We start from the raw sequence: 18,602 nt of genomic DNA, 5'->3' as shown, positions 1-18,602 counted from the left end.
CATGCTACCGCTCTAAGGAATTCCGCAAAGCCCTCGGCGAGGGAGTCAAACACAAGCGCACCAAGCCCTACAGGCCACAAACCAACGGCAAAGTCGAGCGGTTCAACCGAACCCTGATGACCGAATGCGCCTACGCTAGCGAATCAGAACGTGCGGCCTCCTACCAGGCCTTCCTACATGAGTACAATCATCATCGAACCCACACCGCCATCGGAGGCCCAGCCCCCTCAGTCCGTGTTCACAACCTCACGGGGAAGCACAACTAGTTTTCATGAACACAAGTCATTTTAGCCACTCGACCGCCACCGGGGATTCAAGGATCTACTGTGTCGGAGTAGCTACAGAATCAAAGGAGAATAGACAGTGACCGACGAACGCCGGGTCGCGGTGATAGGTGCGAGTGGACAAATCGGACGCCTCGTTGTGAGTACGCTGACCCAACGTGGTGTTCGAGTCGCCGCCATCTCGCGCCGGCGAAGTGATGCTCCTTCCGCTGGAGGGGTCTCCTGCCGGGAGATCTCCTCATATGAACCCATCCAGCTAGAGCCAGCACTTGCCGATTGTACGGACGTTATCGCAACAGTCGGCTTGCCTTATCGGGCGCGCATATGGAACCAAGAGTGGCCAGGGCTGGTTCGCTCCATCGTGTCGTCGACCGAAAGCCGTCAGACTCCACTCACCTTTCTCGACAACCTCTATGTCTATGGCCGGGCTGAATCGCCGATATCTGAGTCACAACCGATGGCTCCCTGCAGCGAGAAAGGATCTGCCAGGCTCAAGGGCACGGAGATCCTTTCTCAGGCACGTGCGAAAGGTCATGATGTTGTCATTTGTCGATCGGCAGATTTCCTCGGCCCTGGAAGTGAAACCACGGTGATGCCGTGGAGTTCTCTTGAGGAGGTCGTCATGAAAAGAAAAAGAACTTTCAGGTGGTTCGGAAGACCCGACAACTTGCACTCTTTCGCACTGCCTCGCGATGTTGCTCGCGGGCTGGCTGAAGTGTGCCTCGATTCAGATCTCCGGTCTACGCTAACACTTCATATGCCAGCGATCACCGCGTTCTCAGCCAACGACTTATCGCACGAACTGTCGTCTATTATGGGACGATCCGTTAAACCAGCAGTTCTAGGAAGAAACGTTCTCGCCATGGCCGGCGTTCTCAGCACCGCCGCACGCGAACAGCGCGAAATGATGTACCAGTTCGAGAGTGACTACACGATCGACGACTCTACATTTCGGAGTCGAGTACCTGATTTTCCGAGGACAAACATCAAGGATGTAGTGTCAATGCTTCCTGCCACGGCCTGAGTCTATCGTAATCGCCCTCAGGAGACGTTCGAGCGAGTCTACGGCGTTTACCGCGTGGGTCTGGCCGGGCATCGGCGGATTGCTGCTGAGTTGCCGCTCATACAGACCTACCGCCAGTACAACCACATCACGGACAGGTAGGGCGAGTGTCGAACCGGTCTGGTTCTGTACGTAATTGAGTATGCTTTCCAGCTGACCGTACAGATCGTCTTGCGCCTTAATCAAGACCTTACGGGAGGCTTGATCGTGCACGCTGGCTCCCCGTAGTTCCGTGACCATTCCAAACCACTGCACTTCATCACCAGTGCCGAAGTTGAGGGTTCGAAGGGCGGTGCAGATGATGGAGGCCAGATCAGCCGATTCAGCAGACCTTTTCTTTTGAGAAGCGTCTATAGCGGTATGAACCGCTCGCTGAATTTGTTCGGTCTGCCACCGGTTTGCTTGGAAGTAGATCGTTTCAAAGAGCTCTTCCTTCGATTGGAAATTTGAGTAAAATGCCCCCTTGTATAGCCGGCACTTGTGCAAATACCTTTTATCGTTGTGTTCAAGTAACCGTTACGCAGGAACGCACGATAGGCGGTCTGTATGAGCCGCTCCTTGGTCGCGTCGCGTCCTGTGCCGGGTTCCGGGGCCAAGCGCTTTGGACGCTTCGTAGAAGCCTTCGCCATGGGCGTCAACAGCCCTCTCTCGCATGCCATACCTGTCGCCGTTGCCGGCGACAAGGCCACGGTGGCCTGAGAACATCATACCTGGAGGCCTTGAGGCTGTCGGAGGGCGTGAGCCGACACGGAAGAGAATGTTTCTCACCTCAGCACCACGGGAGTGCGATGACGAGATACACGCCCGCGTGATCCGCATGTACCAGTGCTATCTGACCGAGGCGGGATCCAGGAGGCCGGAGCCCGACGTGAGAGCGGCGATGTCGGCGTGTCCGCTGGTGCGAATCTCCCCGGCGACGTGGACCAGACCGGTGGTGACCAGCGTTTTCATGGCAGTGCGTGAGTGGGCGTCTTGGGTGATCAGTGCGTCAAGGATGCTGTCGCTGATCTGGTCGCAGATCTTGTCCGGGTGGCCTTCGGTCACTGATTACGAGGTGAAAAGCCGTAGCGTCATGGTCTGTTCCTCATTCTTAGGTGGTATCGCGGTCGGGGTGGCGATGGGGAGCATCATTTTTGGTTCTCCCCACCGCCAGTAATTTGTTGGTAAAGTGCGGACTCGTCGTCGCAGGCGCATCTTCTGCAAAACCGGATGGTCCGTATGGCAAGCGGGACATTCAAAGCAACCAGTTAATGACGCTCTCGAGAACGTGCGCCTGCCAGGTAACGTGCAATCGCTATCAAGATCAATGCAATCAGTCCAAAACTCGCTGCCGTCAAAGGCAAAGCTCCGGCGCCGCCAGTTGTAAGCGCAATACCTCCAACAGCGGCCCCAATTGATACACCGAGATAGGTACCTGAGGTGTTCAGTGCTAGAGCCTGGGGTGCTACTGGCCCGGCCAACATGTACAAGCGAGCTTGGATGGCTGGCGAATTCCAGAACGCCAAACCGCCCCACACTGTCACAACGCAGATAACCGCAGGAATCGGTGCCGGTCGTCCCATCCATAGAAGCCACAAGATGACCATCGTGACGATGATGCCGCCGATTCCGATACTCAGGGTCCGGTCAGGGCCCCATCTGTCCGTTGCGATACCACCCAACCAAATCCCGAGGATGCCAGCTATACCCGACAGGCTAAATGCCAATGCCCGTTCATCAACTCCAGCTGAGCTCGTGGCATCGAGGTAGGGGGCAAGGTAGGTCAACATCATCATGGACCCAGTCATCAGCGCACAGTTCGCAAGCAAGCCGAACGAGATAGGTCCGGCACTTAGCGTCCGGAGCTGATCCCGAAGGAGTGGCACCTCCCGTTCGCCATCTTCACGCGGTAGCGTAGGCAAGAGTGCAAGAAGGACTATCAGCCCTGCGACGGCCATGGTGGCAAAGCATGCACGCCATCCAAGATGTCCGCCGATCCACGTCCCAATCGGGACACCGGCAGCAATAGAACCGGTCACTCCCAGGGACACAATAGCGATGTAGCGACCGGTCTTATCTGCAGGAGCCCGCTCCGCGGCAAAGGCGAACACGGCAGGAGTCATCCCAGCCGCAGCCACAGCGGCTACCACCCTCAAAACCAGGAGGAGGGGGTATGACGGTACAATTACAGCCAGACCATTTGCGAGAATGAACAAGCATAGACCGACAGTAAATAGTCGTCGCCGCGGCACTTTTGCCAAGACGACTGCCGCCAAAGGCGCCACTATAGCTACGGTCAGCGAAAATGCGGTAATGAGCTGTCCCGCATGGGATTCACTCACCCCCAGATCAGCGGCGAGTTCAGGTAGAATTCCGGCGATGACATAGTCATCCGTATATAGTACAAATCCTGTGGCGAGCAGGGCGAAGAGCCATGCAGGCATCAGGCTACCTTTCTGCATTAAGAAGATTGCGCAACGCGTTCCGTAGAGTCGAACGCAGTTGATAAACTGTGAGAGCTCCATGAGGCGTGACGGTGTCAAGTGTCAGGCCACCAACAAGGGCCGAAACTTGCCGGGCTGCCGCGCTGGGGTTGGGCACTTCGAGGCAGGCTAGTGCCGCAGCAATAATGTCATGAAGATCGCTTGCCATCTGTGCAGCGGATGATGCAAATACTGTCTGTGTTCTTGAGGCACGTATGAGTTCAAGGACAACGATCGCCTCCATCCTCCGCGGTTCATCGACAGGGAGAACTTGTTCCAGGAGATCTTGCAAGGAAGTTAGAGCCTCCTCACCTTCGAGGCCCCTCAACTGCTCGACCGGATGGTGCATGAGTCGCTGTCCCATCCGGTTTCCGGCTTCGTGAGCTGCAGCCGTCAGTAGGTCTTCATGGCCATCAAAAAAGTGCCGTACCGACCCTATATTGAGGTCCGCTTCAGCTGCCACCTTCCTTAGGGTAAGTCCTTCAAGGCCCTCTGCTACGATCAACCGAAATGCAGCATCGATGACATACTGGCGGCGTTCCTCTGCGTCTATGCGTGCAGGCATGTGTTTTCATCCTCATTTCCTTTTGACAGATTCGTCCCATACAGGATGGTCGGTTTCGTACGTCTGTCCGTCCTTGGCGAAGACCAAGAAGCGATCGAAATCTCGGGCAAACCAACGGTCATGGGTCACGGCAAGAACTGTCCCGTCATAGGCTCTGAGCGCTCGTTGAAGGGCCTCCGCTGACTCCAAGTCGAGATTGTCAGTCGGCTCGTCGAGAAGCAACATTGTCGCACCGCCAAGTTCGAGCAAAAGGATCTGGAAGCGAGCTTGTTGCCCCCCAGACAGGGAATCGAAGTTCTGCTCGGCGGAACGGGCGAGCTCGTAACGAGCTAGCACTCGGGACGACTCTTCTCGCGGCATTCCACGCCGGTGCTCGTCACCACGATGCAGTATCGAGAGCAGACTACGGCCGCGAAGGTCGGGGCGTCCATGTGTTTGAGCGAACCAGCCCGGACGGACTCGGGCGCCTAGACGCGCGGTACCGTCGTGCGTCACTGGATCAATCTGCATCTCGGATACAGGTTCGTGTTCAGGGGTGGGGTCATCGCCGCCGGCTGCTAGCAGACGAAGGAAGTGCGACTTTCCAGATCCGTTCTTGCCGAGAACGGCAATGCGGTCACCGTACCAAGCTTGGAAGTCGAAGGGCCGGACGAGTCCGGTGAGTTCGAGTTGCTCACACGTCAGAGCCTTCTTGCCCGTCCTGCCTCCATGTAGACGTATCGCAAGTTTTTGCTCCCGTGGTTGCGCCTCAGGCGGACCAGCCTGTTCGAACCTGGCCAACCGAGTCTGCGCCGCCCTGTACCGGGAGGTCATATCTGAGTTATAGGCCGCCTTCTGCTTATACATCTGAACAAGCGAACGTAACTTTGCATGCTCGTCATCCCATCGACGCCGCAGTTCGTCCAGCCTTTCAAACCGCTGCGTGCGTGCCTTCTGATATCCGCTGAAGCCGCCAGAGTGAACCCATGCGGTGTTACCTGCGCTGCCCAGCTCGAGAGTGACGATACTCGTGGCAGTGTTTGCGAGAAGTTCGCGGTCATGGCTGATATAGAGCACGCTCTTATTACATTCGACCAACTGGTTTTCAAGCCAGCGTTTGCCTGGGACGTCGAGGAAGTTGTCTGGTTCATCGAGGAGAAGAATCTCATCAGGGCCACGAAGGAGCGCGTTAAGAATGAGGCGCTTCTGCTCACCGCCCGATAACGTTGTCACCGGACGGTCCCAACACTTCTCGAATGGCAAGCCCAGGGAATCTGTGGCGCACGCATCCCAAAGAACTTCGAGATCGTAACCACCCTTCTCGCCCCAAGCGGCCAGAGCGGATGCGTATTCCATCTGCCGATCAATATCGTCTGTAGTGGCAACCGCTTGTTCGGCACGACGTAGTTCTGCGGCGGCTTCCTGCAAGGGCGGAGGAGCCACCGACAGTAGCAATTCTTGGACCGTCCCGGAAACGACGAACTGGCGCATCACTCCAATCGAGCCATTGCGGGAGACTGCCCCCGCCTCGGGAGTGATCTCGCCTGTGATGATGCGTAACAGTGTCGTCTTGCCTGCTCCATTCGCTCCAATCACCGCCACTCTCTCCCGAGGGCCGACACGGAACGAGACATCGCGGAGCAGGGGCCGACCGTCGGCCAGCGTGTAGCTCACCGACTGTGCTTCGAGGTAGCTCATGGGCCACTACGGTATCACGGTCGTGACAAATGATGGAACCCAGGCACTGGTGGCGGCGTTGAGCCGCAGCGTCGTTCGAGCCGATTCCCCGCTCCAACGTCGTAGCCACGGGGGTCGGGTGGCGATGGCTTGGATCGGGGCGGTACGGTGTGTCACACTCGTGCTATATATCACGCCCGTGATAGCTTCGGTTCGAGTACAACACACAGAAGCGCTGAGCGGTGGCTCGTCAGCACCGCAGTCGCCTACCGGTCAGCGCAGGAAGGTGGCAAGGTCATGACCGATGACTTCTTCGTCGAACAGCCTCAGGAGAGTGACTTTGACGCTCTCCGTGGCTTGTTCGTCAGCACTCTGGAACCTCACTACGACGGCGATCACGACGCGCATCTCACTCGCCTGATCGAGGACCACCGTTCAAACGGACAAGACTTCAACGGCCTCAACTCTCTCGTCCAACTGGGATATGTCGCCAGACTAGAACCCGGAGGTCGCCCGCTGGGTTAAATCAACCTCGTGATCAAGCGCCACGGTACTGCCAAGATCAGCCCCCTGATTGTTGACCCGTCGGCCAGGCGCCGTGGCGCAGGAGAGGCACTATTGAATGTGGCTCCCCATGACGTCCGGACCTTCTTCTCTCGGCAGGGATTCGTACAGGTCGGGACAACACCGGACCAGTACGGTCGGGGAAAGACGGAACTGATCTGACAGCGACCACGATTGCGTGCAGGCGCGAAATCCGACGATCCGTTCAACTTGGTCCGTGTCCAAGATTCAGCACAGTGGCGACGGTTTAGGGGGCTCGCCCACTCGCGCACGTGAACCACCCGGCTACCTACACTGCACATCCTGCCGGAAAACAGTGACACTTAAAAAGTAACGGGGGTTTACCCACGGCGGGGGCCCTTGAGGTCATCAGAGTCAATCACGATCGTGAACGGCCCGGAATTGGTTAAGGAGACCTCCATCTTCGCCCCGAACTCACCGGTCTGCACATCGGCCCCCAGGTCCCGTAACGTCGAGACAAAATAGTCATACAGCGGTTTGGATACCTCGGGGCGGGCTGCCGCCGACCAGGAGGGGCGACGGCCCTTGCGGACATCCCCATAGAGGGTGAATTGAGAAATGACCAACAAGGGTGCACCGGTTGATTCCGCCGACGTTTCCCCCTCCAAGATCCGTAGCCCGAAGAGCTTTGTCGCGACAGCGGTCGCGTCCTGCTCGGTGTCTGTGGTGTTGATACCGAGCAGGACTACCAGCCCTGGTTGGTGCAAGTGTCCAATAACCTCCTCGCCGACGGTGACCTGGGCCTGTGAAGCAACTTGAACCACTGCGCGCATAGCGCACAGTGTACCCAGTCGTTGGCGGGCGCTTACTAGAATGAAGACCATGGCTGATTTGTTTAGTTCGATGCACGATGATGCCGGTGATCAGGCTCCGGCAGGAATCGACACTCATCGAGCTGGGGGAGCCCAAGCGCCACTGGCGGTGCGGATGCGACCGCGAACCATCGACGAAGTCGTTGGACAACAGCACCTGTTGACCCCGGGCTCGCCACTACGGAATCTGGCCGGGGGAGAACCCAGCACCGGGGGACGTGCCGCCGGACCAGCCTCGGTGATTCTCTACGGTCCTCCTGGAACCGGCAAAACCACGCTGGCGCATGTCATTGCCCGGGGCGAAGGACGGAAGTTCGTGGAGTTATCGGCGATTTCTTCGGGTGTCAAAGACGTGCGGCGGGTCATGGACCAAGCTCTGAACGATCGAGATCTCTACGGTCGGACCACAGTGTTGTTTCTCGACGAGATTCACCGGTTCAATAAGGCCCAACAAGATGCGTTGCTACCGGGGGTCGAGAACCGCTGGGTGGTGCTGGTGGCAGCAACCACCGAGAACCCCTCCTTCTCCGTGGTTGCCCCCTTATTATCTCGGTCCCTGTTATTGACCTTGCAGCCGTTGACTGACGACGATATCTCCGGGCTGATCACCCGAGCCGTCAGCGATGAACGCGGTCTGAATTCCGCCGTGTCACTGTCCGACCAAGCCCTGGACTACCTGGTGCGTATGGCGTCCGGGGACGCCCGTCGCGCACTGACCACGCTGGAGGCTTCCGCCGGGGTGGCACTCGACCACGCCCCGGAGTCCTCTGCCACCTCCGAACAGGGTGAGCAACCCAGCGTGCCGGTGATCACCGAAGAAGATGCAGCCCAGGCGATGGACCGGGCGGTGCTACGTTACGATAAAGACGGCGACCAGCACTACGACGTGATCTCGGCGTTCATTAAATCCATTCGGGGCTCGGATGTGGATGCGGGGCTACATTATCTGGCGCGCATGATTGAAGCCGGTGAGGACCCCCGGTTCATTGCCCGTCGGCTGATTATTCTGGCTTCCGAGGACGTTGGGATGGCTGACCCAACCGCTTTGCAAACTGCGGTCGCAGCCGCTCAAGCGGTGCAGTTGATCGGGATGCCCGAAGGGCGGATCATCCTGGCTGAAGCCGTCGTCCATCTGGCGACCGCGCCCAAATCCAATCGGGCCTATCAAGGCATTAACGAGGCCATCGCCGATGTCCGCGCGGGTCGCTCCGGGGTCGTGCCAACCCACCTGCGCGATAGTCACTACCCCGGAGCCAAGGCACTCGGACACGGTGTTGGCTACCGGTACGCCCACGACGCCCCGCACAGCATCGCCACCCAGCAGTACCTGCCCGACACGTTGAGAAACCGGGAGTACTACCATCCAACAACCAACGGCGTGGAACGTTCCCTCTCCGAACGGCTACCGGTGATCCGCGATATTCTTCGCGGTCATCCCAGTGCGCCACGACAAGCTGAGACTTCCACAACGACCACGAGGGACAAGACTGTACCGACCGCGCAGTCGGAACAGAACGACCACGAGAACCACGACAAGCACGACGACGTCACAAGTCAAGACTAAGCAAGGGCCAGAAGCGTCCACGAGACCAACACCACCGTCAGGATGCTCGGTGAGGTTCGGTGCCGGCGACGATCTCTGATAAGGTAGACAAGTCTGGCACGTTCACCGCAGGACCCGCGTTTGCACCGGGCCCACGATGCAATGGTAGTGATGACGGGTGACGGCAAACCCCTCAGCTCTCCCGAAGATGATATGGGAGGCCAGGAACGCTCGCTGTGTATCCCGGAAACCTCCGGTTCTTGTCGAGCGAGTGGAACAAACATGACATTGCCGTATGACAAGAAAGTTGATTCATGACTAAGAACTTGCGTTCTCGCCGCACGGTGCGCCACTCACGCGCACTCGGCATTGCCCTGACTCCTAAAGCCGAAAAGTACATGGAGCGCCGTCCCTACGGCCCCGGTCAGCACGGTCGCGCTCGTCGTCGCGCCGACTCAGACTACTCGGTTCGTCTGAAGGAAAAGCAACGGTTGCGCGCACTGTACAACGTGCGTGAGGCCCAGATGCGCCGTTACTTCGCCGAAGCGAAGCGGCGTAGCGGTCAGGCCGGTGAAAACCTCATTACCCTGCTGGAATCCCGTCTAGATGCCCTGGTGTTACGTGCCGGTTTCGCACGCACCATCGCTCAGGCTCGTCAGTTGGTCGTGCACCGCCACATCCTGGTTGACGGTCAGCGTGTGGACCGCCCCTCCTTCCAGGTCAAAGAAGGCCAGCTGATCCACGTTCACGAGCGCTCGGAGACCATGGTGCCCTTCCAGATTGCTGCCACCGGAGCTCACCAGGAAGTGCTTCCCGATGTTCCCGGCTACCTCGATGTGGAAATCGACAAGTTGCGTGCTCGCCTGGTTCGGACCCCGGAACGCTCTGAAGTTCCCGTGGGTATCCAGGAAAATCTCGTGGTTGAGCATTACTCGCGCTAATTTTCGGCTCTTTTTGTGGGGGCCCGCTGGATCGTTGGTATCTGGCGGGTCCTCTTTTTTTGTGCGGGTTGTGAGGGTTTTTTAGGTGTTGGTTGGTGGTGGCTTGTGGTGGGTTCTGTTGGGGCTTGACCGCTACGGAACCGCCACAAAGTCTGTGGCGGTTTTTGGTGGTTGTCCTCGACCGCCACAAGCCTAGTCCCATTAGTCCTACTTGAGTCCTAGCTACTTACTGATGAGGTGCGATGAGAATTTTTTTTGCTTACCCCTTGCATCTGGTCTAGTAGTGTACTAGACTAGTAAATGTCAGGGGGAAGAAAGAAACCCCCACCACACAGAGAGGAAACCACATCATGACTTACACGCTGGACACGAAATTTTATAGTCCACGCTATATCGCTAATGGCCGGGGTGCTGGCACATATACGCTGGCACAGATTCTTGATTACAGCGGTGACACGCCCTATACGATCATGATTATTGAACGTCGAGCGACTATGGCAAAACATGACCTGGATTCCGATGAAGAGTACGAGGAATTCATCGACGCTGGGCATGAGACGGAGCGAATCGAGGATCATTTGCGCATGATTGACCTCGATGATGTGCGTGACCTGCTGGATGATCCGAACGCGGAAGAAGTTGAGTGAGATGACTGATAACAAGGATAGCTTGGGCGATACTGAGCATGAAATCAAAAAACTAGCTGGACAGCTTGCCGAGGGGCGAGCAAAAGTTGCTCAGACCAGGCGGGACATTGATCGGGCTATTATCGACGCTCATGAGGCTGGGGTCTCAGAGTATCAGCTAGCTGACTGGTCTGGTTTGGCGCGGACGACAGTTCGAGGGATTCTTGGGAAATAATTTGTTCCTACCCCTTGCAATTAGTCTAGTAGTGTACTATACTAGAATTGCAGGGAGGGAAAGAAACCCCACCGGCCACCAGACAAAAAGGATCACATCATGAAACGCTTAACCAACAACGAAGAGACCACGACACGTCGCCTCCGCTGGGATTATCGCATCGACGAGACGCTCGACTTCCTGGTCGCAGAAACCCTGGAGGACGGCGAATGGGTTGAATGCGATGTCGAATCCATTGTGGCAGACGAAGACCCCGAGCCCTACGATAAACTCGAGCAGGAGATGATCTCCCGCCTTGGCAAAGCGTGGGAAGGCCTGACAATCACGGACAACGGCTAACGGGACGTCCCAAAGGGAAGGACACATCATGCCAATCACCATCACCGCTAACATGCACACACCACAACGCGGATGGACAGACACCTACAGCACCTACATCGACGACTAGTGCAAAAAAAGAAGGCCCCGCCCGAGCCAGTAACGGCAGGGGCGGGGCTATTCTTTTGTGGTGTCTACTAGGTTGGGTTTTCTGCGTCCTCCGGGTCAACCCCCAGATCGGATGGACCATGCGACACTGGTTCGGCATGGTCGGCCGGTGGTTCTTCCGGGACATCCAAGTCTTCGACCTCTTCTAGTCCTAGGTCTGCCGGGTTCTCGGTGTCATCCAGGAACAACGTCTCATCCTCCGGCATGATGCGCTCCCAGTCTTCCGAGGGTACTAGCCAGCCACCAATGACCGCCAAAACAGCGGTAATAATCACTGTGACCGCTGTCTCCACTGGCTGGAGTGATGGTGCGAAATGCACAATAATTTGCGCGATGGCGGCACCGAGTGAGCCACCGACAGCAGACGCGCCGGTGACTGGTCCTACAGTACGTTTTTGCATTACTTGTCCTCCTTGTCGGCCGAGACGGTCAGTGTCACGTCTGCTTCTAGGTCTTTGATAGCTTTCGCTACACCTTCTTGTGCGGCCTTCCGTACTTCTTCCAGATTGACCTTCTTACCTTGTGATAGGTGCTCTAGTGCTTTCAGAATTCCGGCAAGCTCACCCTGAGTTGCTACACTTGCTTTATTGGTCTCTCGCACGTATCCGTAGATGTCGCGTTTGGCATATTTGTTTTTGTACTGCCACACCTTTTTACCCAGGTTTTTATCCAAGTTTTTGAGTAGCTTGTAGGTTTCGCGGTTGTACGCGCACATGTCCCAGTCGTCATTTTTCGGTTTGTACGACCAGCGGGCGAGCCGTGTTTCTTCGCGAACAATCTTTCGTAGTTGTTTTTCGGTGGCCATGCTGAACCAATCCTTCCCAGTAGTGGTGTTGTTTTTCTTCGAGGTTGCTTTTCCTGGCTTGGTGTAATACCCGCGCTTCACGTACCGACGAAAATCATTCATGGACAGGCGCGGTCTGGTGAATGCAGGGTCCACTTTTCGACCCTTGGGTACGGCTGCTTCTTTGTGCCCGACCACAGCGGACACGGGTAGCCCGAATTCGTCGATCAGGGCACGGCAGAGTTTGACGTAGGAGTCAAGCTGTGCGTCGGACCATCGTTCGCCGGTGCCGGTGTTTTCTGCTTCGATCCCGATACTGTGCCTGTTGGTGTACGCGGTTTTGGAGACCCTGCCGGCGTGATAGGCCAGGCCGGACGCGATCACATAAATGGTCCCGTCGCGCCCGATCCCGTAGTGTGCGAGGGGTCCGGGTAACCCTGGTCGCCCGTTTTTGACAACATTCATGGACGGGTAGTTTCCGCGTGAACCTCCGGCGGTGTGATGACACATCACCGACCGCACAGGGGACATGGTGCCGTTTCCGCGGGTTTTCCATCCGCTGGTTTCTTTGACCGGGTAGCCGGTGGTCCGTGCTACCCTTGCGAGTCCTGTGTAGTAGGGCATAGTGTGTGCTCCTGTTTTTGGGTATAAAAAATCCCCTAACCCGGTCATGGGTGAGGGGGTCGCGTCGTGCTTGTTGTTGTGTTGTTATTCTTCGGGTTTGATGCCGTGCTGGTACATTTTTAGCCGGTATTGGTGTACTTTTTCTTCTGCTTGACGCCTGGACTGGTGCGCCCTGTCTTCGGCCTGTTGAATGTCCCGGCGTAGTTGGGTGTTTTCTTCTTCGAGTTGGTCTATTTTTTGTTCTAGTCGTTTTTCGCGTGAGACCCTGCCTGAGGACCATTTGATGAGGGCTTCCACGATTTTCACTAAGACTGGTGACCCGATGGCTGTTGCTATGAGGGCGATCATTTCTTCTGTCACAATCCGCCCTCCTTTTTAGCGATGTTTTGGTTCGGTCACGTTCGGGTCTTGCTGTCGTGTGGATACTTTCAGGAGTCGGCATACTAGTAGGCAGATGGCGCACCCGATGATGCCTGCTTGTAGGAGCCGGTTGCCGGGGGATGATACGTGGAGTGTGATGACGATCAGGTAGTACATGAAAGCACCAGCAATGAGTGAGACGACGGCCCACCTTTCGAGCCACCATGCCCCGTTGAGGCAGGTCAGTAAACCTATTGCCCCGCCGATGGTGACGAGGATGGCGATAATCATCATCGCGTAGTCACCGATGGCACCTTGGATACTGGAGGGTGGCTGAAAAATGCTGTAAACACCGGGGATGAGGGCGTGCCAGTATCCGATCCATGTCGCAAAATTAATGACACGTGGCTCGGAGATTTTGCCCCATATGCGTTTCGGTAAATCCCAGCCGGTGTGTTGGTTTGGTTGTTCGGTGCTCATTGTTTCTCCCAGCTGTCGTTCGTCCCTGGCACGCTAATATTCGCGGGTGCCATTGATTTCCAGGTGTTCCCGTCGTGGGTGACCACAGCGTCTTGGGGGTATGCTTCGAGCACGGTGGCTGGTTGCACCCACTCATCGCTGTCGGTGTGTTGTGTGCCGGCGTATTCTTGGTATTGGTCGATGAGCCCTGCGACGCGTGTCATGGCGGAGTCGATGATGTCGCGCCGTGTTGTTTCGTTCGTGATTGCTTGCCGTAAATCCGCTAATTGTTTTTGTGTGTATTGTGTGAGATCGACTGCCATCATTCCCCCTGCTGTTGTTGTTCGAGTTCTTCGAGTCGTGCCGTCAAATCCTCGACCTGTGATTCGAGTTTTTCGATCCGGTCGCGTTGCCTGCGCATGAGCGGAAAACACGCCACCGCCAGCGCCTCGTATTGGATTGATTCGACTTGACCATCTTCGGTGTATGTGACAAAAGTCGGGTCAATTTGTGCGACGTCTTCCGCGATCAGGCCGGGGATACGCTCCAGGACAGGGTTAAGGTCGCGTTCGTCCACGTCGTACCAGTTCTCGCCAGACCCCTGGTCGATGCGTTCTTTTTTGGTGCGCGCTTCTTTTTGTCGTTCGATCGCGTGCCCATCAAGGAAGGTTTTCACATCCAGGTCAAGTAGCGCGTCGGGGGTGTCGTGGACTCGTTGATCGATCTTGTATCGTGCCGATGAAGTGGTTTTGTATAAGATCCCGTTTCTGTCCATGTGCACGTTGGCACGATAGTCGGTGGAACGGTTTCGCATGATCGAAAATGCTGGCCCGACCGACACGTTATTATTGAAGACCGCGTAATTTTGGTTGATTGTCACGGAGCGGCGACCAGAATTGTCGATCACACCGAGTTCGCCTTGAAAAATGCGCAGATTGCTGACATCCGTGTTCCCGACTCTGGCGTTCAACCGCGAATTGAGGTTGATTGCCCCACCGTTTTGTGCGTTGATGTTCAGGTCTTCGGGGCCCTTGTTTGCTGGGTTATGAATGTACATTCCGGCAGTGTTGGTGAGCCTGCCCAGACCTTGGTTGGGGTTTTGCGCAAAATACACGCCAGACCGGCGTGAAGCGTACCTATCATTTTGGTCTTTCCAGTCATCCTGTGACGGTTTAATCACAATACCCGGTGCGCCACGGTGCGACGTCACAATACGACCAGACAGAGTGTTGAAACTACCATTCAAAGAGATGGTTTGGTTGCCGTCTTCGTCCCACCCCATGATGCCTTCTGAGGTCCATTTCACGCCCTGTTCTGGTGTGTGTTCAGTCTGAATCAGAGGCCCAGTGATCACGGCGCCGTCCAACGCGCCTGCCCGGATATGTTCGGTGGTGATCGCGTTCGCCTCGATCATGCCAGCACTGATTTTGAGGATACTGGCGACACGTGCCACAAATTCTTCAGTGACTGTTATCTTCGACGCGCTCAGGTTGTCGATCATTGCGTCACTGATCCACGCCGACTGTGCTTGCAACCGTTTAATGACAGCCATTTCAGCCCACAACCGGCTGATGAAAGCGTCTGTGACGTCCAACTTGTTCGCGCTGACACGATGAATCATCGCGTCATGAATCCACGCCTCACGGGCGCTCAGGACGCCAGCCATGGCCGTTTCAAGTGGTTCCGCTACTGCAATAGCACTGTCTGGGTCCTCGCTCAGGCTTTGACCTAAAGCATACGGTAGCGTGTCCCAGAGTTCGCGCATCCTCCGCTCATGCTCTGCCCGGCGCTCATCCAACTGCTGGAAACTCGCTTCCGCATCAGACCTAGCACCGGCGATCTGTTCAGCCACCTCATCCAGGTGCGCCTCGATCGTGTCCTCATCCACCAAGGCCGGGACCTCAACCACCACCACCGGCGACGGGTCAGACACCACACCCGACCTCGACACAAACTGTACGGCAACGTTCCACACGCCACCCCACAAGGTCACCGTGGCCTGCGTGTCCTCCCAGATTGTGCCAACAACAGTCGACGGCCCCACCACAAACCCCGGATCAGTCGAGGCATGAACAAGAACCTTGCCCACGTCCTCGGGTACACCATCAGCTAGCACCACCTGGAAACCACCAGGCACCGCGAACACCTCAGGCATGGCAGGTGTCACCGGCCGACTCGTGGACGTGTGCCGGAACAGATCACCACCACCAGCGATCACCCCAAGCTCCCGGCCGTCCTCATCGACAACCCGAAACCCCGACCCATCACCCGACACCAGCGTCGTTAGTCTCGCATCCTGGGCACGCTCCAACCGGGATAGACGGGCGACAATGCGTTTAGATTCTAGGAACAGTCGCTCAAACTCGCGTTGCTCACGACGCGAAAACCCACTATTTGACAATTGGTTCAACCCCTAACTCCATCGTGTCCCCTGTGCCCGTTGCCGACCAGGACCGGGTAATCTCCACCACCCGCACCCACACGTTCAGCCCTGTACCGTCCGGCATGTCACCGACCACCCGTATTTCATCACCAATATTCAGCAGACGGTTAGGTGCCAACGGTGAATCCACCACCGTGAGCCGGTCCAACTGATACTGGAACCCAGCCTTCAACCGTTTCAGCTCCTTATCGGCCCGGGACCGCACAAGTTGTCGAGTACCCAAATCCGATTCAGACACGGTCACATGTTTGTCCAACAACCGGGGGTGCTTCCACGCCCGGTCCTCCATGAGCGTGGACTTACCCTCACCAGACCCCGTGACAGTGACTCGCGTGAAGAACTCGCCCCGCTGCACCTCTGGTATGTCATGCACGTTCGCGCCCAGCTCGTACCGTAGATCGTGGCGACGGGTACCGAACCGGCGCGCCACACTCATAACCGGGTGCGGCATGTCGTCAACCCACGAACCGGTTTCGACGTACTCGAAACCACCAATGTCTTGGAGTTTTTGTAGCGTGTCCGACAGGTCCCGGTCTTCCCAAGGGCTAATCGTGTAATGGTCGGGGCCTTGTTCTTCCTCGTGGGTTTCTAACCATTTTTCGAGTTCTTCTACCCTGGCCACCCGGGATCCGAACCAGTTTTTCGAGTTCTCCAACGTGTTTTTTGCTGACAGGTAGTCTTTGGCTGCTTGACGTGATGCCCCATTCGACCGGTAATACCATTCCCCGGTACCGGGTGTTTTGGTGGACCATTTCCAGTGCCACACCCGTAAAACGTCGCCGTCTTGATTCTGGTGAATGACGATCTTATAGCTGGCACCGTCTTTAGGTTCCGGCGGGTCGGTGGAGGTCACGATCTCCCCCACACCAGAACGTCCACCACGCTTAGCAAGCACACGTGCCCGCCGTTGTGTTTCTTTCTCCCAATACGCGGTGCGATCGTCTTTCCGACGCGTCAAAAAATCACGGATAGTTTTTAGCTCGTCCAGTTTGTCACGGTAAGCCGACGTGGGCGCCCGACCCACAACCTGCCCAGACGACGACAACCCGTCAATGTCTAGCGCGTAAATGCCGGTGTCAATGATGATGCGTGACCACACGTGCTTCCACAGGTGGAGCGCATCAGTCCCTGACCGGCGCATCTCTTCACGAGTCCACGGCATGTCATGGGCCAACCGGGACGGCCCGGACGCTTCCGCCCGGTAATCGGTTTCTAACGACCCGGAATCCATGACTGCCGGTAGGAGTTTTCCGTCGTCGTCCTCCACGAAGAACACGGTGCCCTGCTCCAACAGCACCGGGTGCCCGTCACGGTCCTTCCTCGCGTGATAGTCTGCCCGTAAACTCAGGTCTAACACCGTGTGGCCATCCAGAACCTCGGTGACGGTCACCTCATCGGCGTGTGCCTGTAGCTCCCAATCCAAAACACGACCGGTGCGCGCCTCAACAGCGATCACTCGCATCAGCGCACCTCGTGGAACGTGATGCTGACCTTGATAATAGATTTCTCATCAATGGTCACCGTTGACCCGCGAAGCGCATTCGACACCCGCAACACCAGTGTTTGGCTTGTGCCCCGCAGTTGTTGACTCACGCTCACACGGCCACCGGTGAACTGGGTAGAACGCGCCCCGCCATCTGATAAATCCATATTCCACTCGGAGGACGGTAAAGCCCGAGACATGGTGTAAGCACTGATTTTGCCATACCCATTCCTGCCTGCCAGGTGGAACCCGGCGATAATCACATCAAACGTCGCCCATCGCGCCCACTCTGGCACATCAAACCGTAACGGGGCTGACATGTCCTCGTAGTAGGAGCCTGTTTGTGTGGTCTTGAACCGTTTCGAAGGTTTATGAATGATAGGCGGTGGCGTGTAGGTGCGGGGCATAATCATGTTCGCCAGAAAGTTTGTTTCATCCACCGCCGACTGGCTGGCACGAATCACCGCCGTACCAATCAGCACAAACGGGTAATCAATCTTCTTGTATGCGCTGATTGCTTTCTCAGTTTTAGCCACCGACCCTGGGATGCCCTCAATCACGTCAACCGACCAGTAGTTATAATCCTGTAATGCTTCCGCGGTTTCCGGGACTGTCGACCCCTCAATGACCGGGTCGTGGACACGCAAAATAATTGCGTCAGTCCGCCCGCTAGCTGGTGTCGATGATGCCGGGCGGAGTTTCACATCCAGGGCACGTTTTACCCGGAAAGCATAGGATTCATCGACGCGCCCAGGGTACCGTGACCTGGCCACCACAGAGCACGGGTGAACCCTCACATGGTCGCTCTTACCTGGTGTGACGGTCAGGTCGCCACCACCAGAGGCGACGAGACCGGATTCACCGTTCGTGCCAATGAAAACCATGGCTCTAGCGTCTGCCGGGTCGTGTCCCACCCCGCCTGTTGAGATTGCCCACACAGAATTTTCTGGTGCAGCCTGGTAATCTTCACTCATTCCAGCCCCTCCACTGTTCAGTTGTTCCTACATGCTTTATGTCGTGGCCGTTCAGGTCAGTGACCTGTACGTTTCTCGAAAACTCACAGTCACCTTTGATGTCCCTGTGGTATCTGTGGCGTCAAACCACAGTGTTGTTTGCCCCCGCGGGATCACGAGCTTCGATAACCGGGTGTCGCGGGTCAGATCACCGGGAACATGCCGGGTCCGCCCACTA

The 18,602-nt window shown here is 56.7% G+C and carries 22 protein-coding genes and 1 pseudogene; 9 read left to right on the top strand and 14 right to left on the bottom strand.

Annotated features, from left to right (window positions below):
* Together DYI20_RS05615 and DYI20_RS05610 are read left to right on the top strand one after the other, a co-directional pair.
* Nucleotides 1–266 (top strand): integrase core domain-containing protein (locus DYI20_RS05615; protein WP_147472533.1); only part of this gene is annotated, 266 nt, incomplete at its 5' end.
* A 97-nt stretch (nt 267–363) separates the two neighbouring features.
* A complete protein-coding gene (locus DYI20_RS05610; protein WP_110100491.1) occupies nt 364–1,308 on the top strand; it encodes an NAD-dependent epimerase/dehydratase family protein in 945 nt (314 codons plus the stop codon).
* Here DYI20_RS05610 and DYI20_RS05605 read toward each other — a convergent pair.
* The 5 genes and pseudogenes from DYI20_RS05605 to DYI20_RS05585 all read right to left on the bottom strand — a co-directional run bounded on the left by DYI20_RS05605 (nt 1,285) and on the right by DYI20_RS05585 (nt 6,051).
* Nucleotides 1,285–1,833, bottom strand: coding sequence for a hypothetical protein (locus DYI20_RS05605; RefSeq protein ID WP_110100492.1), 549 nt, complete (start codon nt 1,831–1,833; stop codon nt 1,285–1,287). The genes DYI20_RS05610 and DYI20_RS05605 overlap by 24 nt on opposite strands.
* Nucleotides 1,834–2,226: 393 nt before the next feature.
* Nucleotides 2,227–2,391: pseudogene (locus tag DYI20_RS05600) on the bottom strand (S-adenosylmethionine synthetase N-terminal domain-containing protein); the annotation flags it as partial.
* 203 nt (nt 2,392–2,594) lie between these two features.
* The gene (locus tag DYI20_RS05595) at nt 2,595–3,770 is read right to left on the bottom strand and encodes an MFS transporter (protein ID WP_110100493.1); all 1,176 of its coding nucleotides are present in this window, start codon (nt 3,768–3,770) and stop codon (nt 2,595–2,597) included.
* 4 nt (nt 3,771–3,774) lie between these two features.
* Nucleotides 3,775–4,374, bottom strand: a complete 600-nt coding sequence (locus DYI20_RS05590; RefSeq protein WP_110100494.1) for a TetR/AcrR family transcriptional regulator — start codon at nt 4,372–4,374, stop codon at nt 3,775–3,777.
* 12 nt (nt 4,375–4,386) lie between these two features.
* A complete protein-coding gene (locus DYI20_RS05585; protein WP_110100495.1) occupies nt 4,387–6,051 on the bottom strand; it encodes an ABC-F family ATP-binding cassette domain-containing protein in 1,665 nt (554 codons plus the stop codon).
* 276 nt (nt 6,052–6,327) lie between these two features.
* Between DYI20_RS05585 and DYI20_RS05580 the strand changes: the two genes are divergently transcribed.
* On the top strand, nt 6,328–6,555 hold the full coding sequence (locus DYI20_RS05580; RefSeq protein WP_110100496.1) for a hypothetical protein: 228 nt from the start codon (nt 6,328–6,330) through the stop codon (nt 6,553–6,555).
* A 380-nt stretch (nt 6,556–6,935) separates the two neighbouring features.
* Here the strand turns inward: DYI20_RS05580 and dtd are convergent, their stop codons facing one another.
* Nucleotides 6,936–7,388 (bottom strand): D-aminoacyl-tRNA deacylase, encoded by a 453-nt coding sequence (gene dtd, locus DYI20_RS05575; protein ID WP_110100497.1) that lies wholly within the window; start codon nt 7,386–7,388, stop codon nt 6,936–6,938.
* A gap of 49 nt (nt 7,389–7,437) precedes the next feature.
* Here dtd and DYI20_RS05570 point away from each other — a divergent pair, with 49 nt between their 5' ends.
* The 5 genes from DYI20_RS05570 (at nt 7,438) to DYI20_RS05550 (ending at nt 11,111) form a co-directional block, all read left to right on the top strand.
* Nucleotides 7,438–8,991: a replication-associated recombination protein A gene (locus tag DYI20_RS05570; RefSeq protein WP_110100498.1), complete on the top strand. Its 1,554-nt coding sequence runs from the start codon at nt 7,438–7,440 to the stop codon at nt 8,989–8,991.
* A gap of 293 nt (nt 8,992–9,284) precedes the next feature.
* Entirely contained in the window at nt 9,285–9,911 is a 627-nt protein-coding gene (rpsD, locus tag DYI20_RS05565) for a 30S ribosomal protein S4 (RefSeq protein WP_110100499.1), read from the top strand.
* 350 nt (nt 9,912–10,261) lie between these two features.
* Nucleotides 10,262–10,558 (top strand): hypothetical protein, encoded by a 297-nt coding sequence (locus DYI20_RS05560; protein WP_122549056.1) that lies wholly within the window; start codon nt 10,262–10,264, stop codon nt 10,556–10,558.
* A 1-nt stretch (nt 10,559) separates the two neighbouring features.
* Nucleotides 10,560–10,772 carry a hypothetical protein gene (locus tag DYI20_RS05555; RefSeq protein ID WP_122549055.1) on the top strand — a complete coding sequence of 71 codons (213 nt, stop codon included), beginning with the start codon at nt 10,560–10,562 and terminating at the stop codon, nt 10,770–10,772.
* Between the two features lie 99 nt (nt 10,773–10,871).
* Nucleotides 10,872–11,111: a hypothetical protein gene (locus DYI20_RS05550; protein ID WP_122549054.1), complete on the top strand. Its 240-nt coding sequence runs from the start codon at nt 10,872–10,874 to the stop codon at nt 11,109–11,111.
* 176 nt (nt 11,112–11,287) lie between these two features.
* On the opposite strand, the gene DYI20_RS05545 is transcribed toward DYI20_RS05550, so the two are convergent.
* From DYI20_RS05545 to DYI20_RS05520, 6 genes are all read right to left on the bottom strand, one after another.
* Nucleotides 11,288–11,659, bottom strand: a complete 372-nt coding sequence (locus DYI20_RS05545; protein ID WP_122549053.1) for a hypothetical protein — start codon at nt 11,657–11,659, stop codon at nt 11,288–11,290.
* Nucleotides 11,659–12,666: a peptidoglycan recognition protein family protein gene (locus tag DYI20_RS05540; RefSeq protein WP_166769803.1), complete on the bottom strand. Its 1,008-nt coding sequence runs from the start codon at nt 12,664–12,666 to the stop codon at nt 11,659–11,661. The genes DYI20_RS05545 and DYI20_RS05540 overlap by 1 nt, the downstream gene beginning before the upstream one ends.
* An 84-nt stretch (nt 12,667–12,750) precedes the next feature.
* Nucleotides 12,751–13,026: a hypothetical protein gene (locus DYI20_RS05535; RefSeq protein ID WP_122549051.1), complete on the bottom strand. Its 276-nt coding sequence runs from the start codon at nt 13,024–13,026 to the stop codon at nt 12,751–12,753.
* Between the two features lie 15 nt (nt 13,027–13,041).
* Entirely contained in the window at nt 13,042–13,506 is a 465-nt protein-coding gene (locus DYI20_RS05530; protein ID WP_122549050.1) for a hypothetical protein, read from the bottom strand.
* Entirely contained in the window at nt 13,503–13,709 is a 207-nt protein-coding gene (locus DYI20_RS05525; RefSeq protein ID WP_147472532.1) for a hypothetical protein, read from the bottom strand. Before DYI20_RS05525 ends, DYI20_RS05530 begins: the two co-directional genes overlap by 4 nt.
* A gap of 98 nt (nt 13,710–13,807) precedes the next feature.
* Nucleotides 13,808–15,337 carry a hypothetical protein gene (locus tag DYI20_RS05520; protein WP_147472531.1) on the bottom strand — a complete coding sequence of 510 codons (1,530 nt, stop codon included), beginning with the start codon at nt 15,335–15,337 and terminating at the stop codon, nt 13,808–13,810.
* Between the two features lie 22 nt (nt 15,338–15,359).
* Here DYI20_RS05520 and DYI20_RS12190 point away from each other — a divergent pair, with 22 nt between their 5' ends.
* Nucleotides 15,360–15,557 carry a hypothetical protein gene (locus tag DYI20_RS12190; RefSeq protein WP_147472530.1) on the top strand — a complete coding sequence of 66 codons (198 nt, stop codon included), beginning with the start codon at nt 15,360–15,362 and terminating at the stop codon, nt 15,555–15,557.
* Between the two features lie 318 nt (nt 15,558–15,875).
* Here DYI20_RS12190 and DYI20_RS05515 read toward each other — a convergent pair whose 3' ends face one another.
* Nucleotides 15,876–17,390, bottom strand: coding sequence for a hypothetical protein (locus tag DYI20_RS05515; RefSeq protein WP_122549047.1), 1,515 nt, complete (start codon nt 17,388–17,390; stop codon nt 15,876–15,878).
* Nucleotides 17,390–18,385 (bottom strand): hypothetical protein, encoded by a 996-nt coding sequence (locus DYI20_RS05510; RefSeq protein WP_122549046.1) that lies wholly within the window; start codon nt 18,383–18,385, stop codon nt 17,390–17,392. The genes DYI20_RS05515 and DYI20_RS05510 overlap by 1 nt, the downstream gene beginning before the upstream one ends.
* Nucleotides 18,386–18,602: the final 217 nt, after the last annotated feature.

Origin of the sequence: Auritidibacter ignavus, from assembly GCF_003703835.1 — a bacterium.
Taxonomy (GTDB): Bacteria; Actinomycetota; Actinomycetes; order Actinomycetales; family Micrococcaceae; genus Auritidibacter; species Auritidibacter ignavus.
This window is presented reverse-complemented; position numbering and strand designations above follow the sequence as displayed.

Bases quoted from the DNA above. Each gene is read 5' to 3' on its own strand.
- DYI20_RS05590 (WP_110100494.1), bottom strand. From the start codon at position 4,374: ATGCCTGCACGCATAGACGCAGAGGAACGCCGCCAGTATGTCATCGAT.
- dtd (WP_110100497.1), bottom strand. From the start codon at position 7,388: ATGCGCGCAGTGGTTCAAGTTGCTTCACAGGCCCAGGTCACCGTCGGC.
- DYI20_RS05560 (WP_122549056.1), top strand. From the start codon at position 10,262: ATGACTTACACGCTGGACACGAAATTTTATAGTCCACGCTATATCGCT.
- DYI20_RS05580 (WP_110100496.1), top strand. From the start codon at position 6,328: ATGACCGATGACTTCTTCGTCGAACAGCCTCAGGAGAGTGACTTTGAC.
- rpsD (WP_110100499.1), top strand. From the start codon at position 9,285: ATGACTAAGAACTTGCGTTCTCGCCGCACGGTGCGCCACTCACGCGCA.
- DYI20_RS05585 (WP_110100495.1), bottom strand. From the start codon at position 6,051: ATGAGCTACCTCGAAGCACAGTCGGTGAGCTACACGCTGGCCGACGGT.
- DYI20_RS05530 (WP_122549050.1), bottom strand. From the start codon at position 13,506: ATGAGCACCGAACAACCAAACCAACACACCGGCTGGGATTTACCGAAA.
- DYI20_RS05525 (WP_147472532.1), bottom strand. From the start codon at position 13,709: ATGACACGCGTCGCAGGGCTCATCGACCAATACCAAGAATACGCCGGC.
- DYI20_RS05545 (WP_122549053.1), bottom strand. From the start codon at position 11,659: ATGCAAAAACGTACTGTAGGACCAGTCACCGGCGCGTCTGCTGTCGGT.
- DYI20_RS05595 (WP_110100493.1), bottom strand. From the start codon at position 3,770: ATGCCTGCATGGCTCTTCGCCCTGCTCGCCACAGGATTTGTACTATAT.
- DYI20_RS05515 (WP_122549047.1), bottom strand. From the start codon at position 17,390: ATGCGAGTGATCGCTGTTGAGGCGCGCACCGGTCGTGTTTTGGATTGG.
- DYI20_RS05510 (WP_122549046.1), bottom strand. From the start codon at position 18,385: ATGAGTGAAGATTACCAGGCTGCACCAGAAAATTCTGTGTGGGCAATC.
- DYI20_RS05555 (WP_122549055.1), top strand. From the start codon at position 10,560: ATGACTGATAACAAGGATAGCTTGGGCGATACTGAGCATGAAATCAAA.
- DYI20_RS05540 (WP_166769803.1), bottom strand. From the start codon at position 12,666: ATGCCCTACTACACAGGACTCGCAAGGGTAGCACGGACCACCGGCTAC.
- DYI20_RS05570 (WP_110100498.1), top strand. From the start codon at position 7,438: ATGGCTGATTTGTTTAGTTCGATGCACGATGATGCCGGTGATCAGGCT.
- DYI20_RS05550 (WP_122549054.1), top strand. From the start codon at position 10,872: ATGAAACGCTTAACCAACAACGAAGAGACCACGACACGTCGCCTCCGC.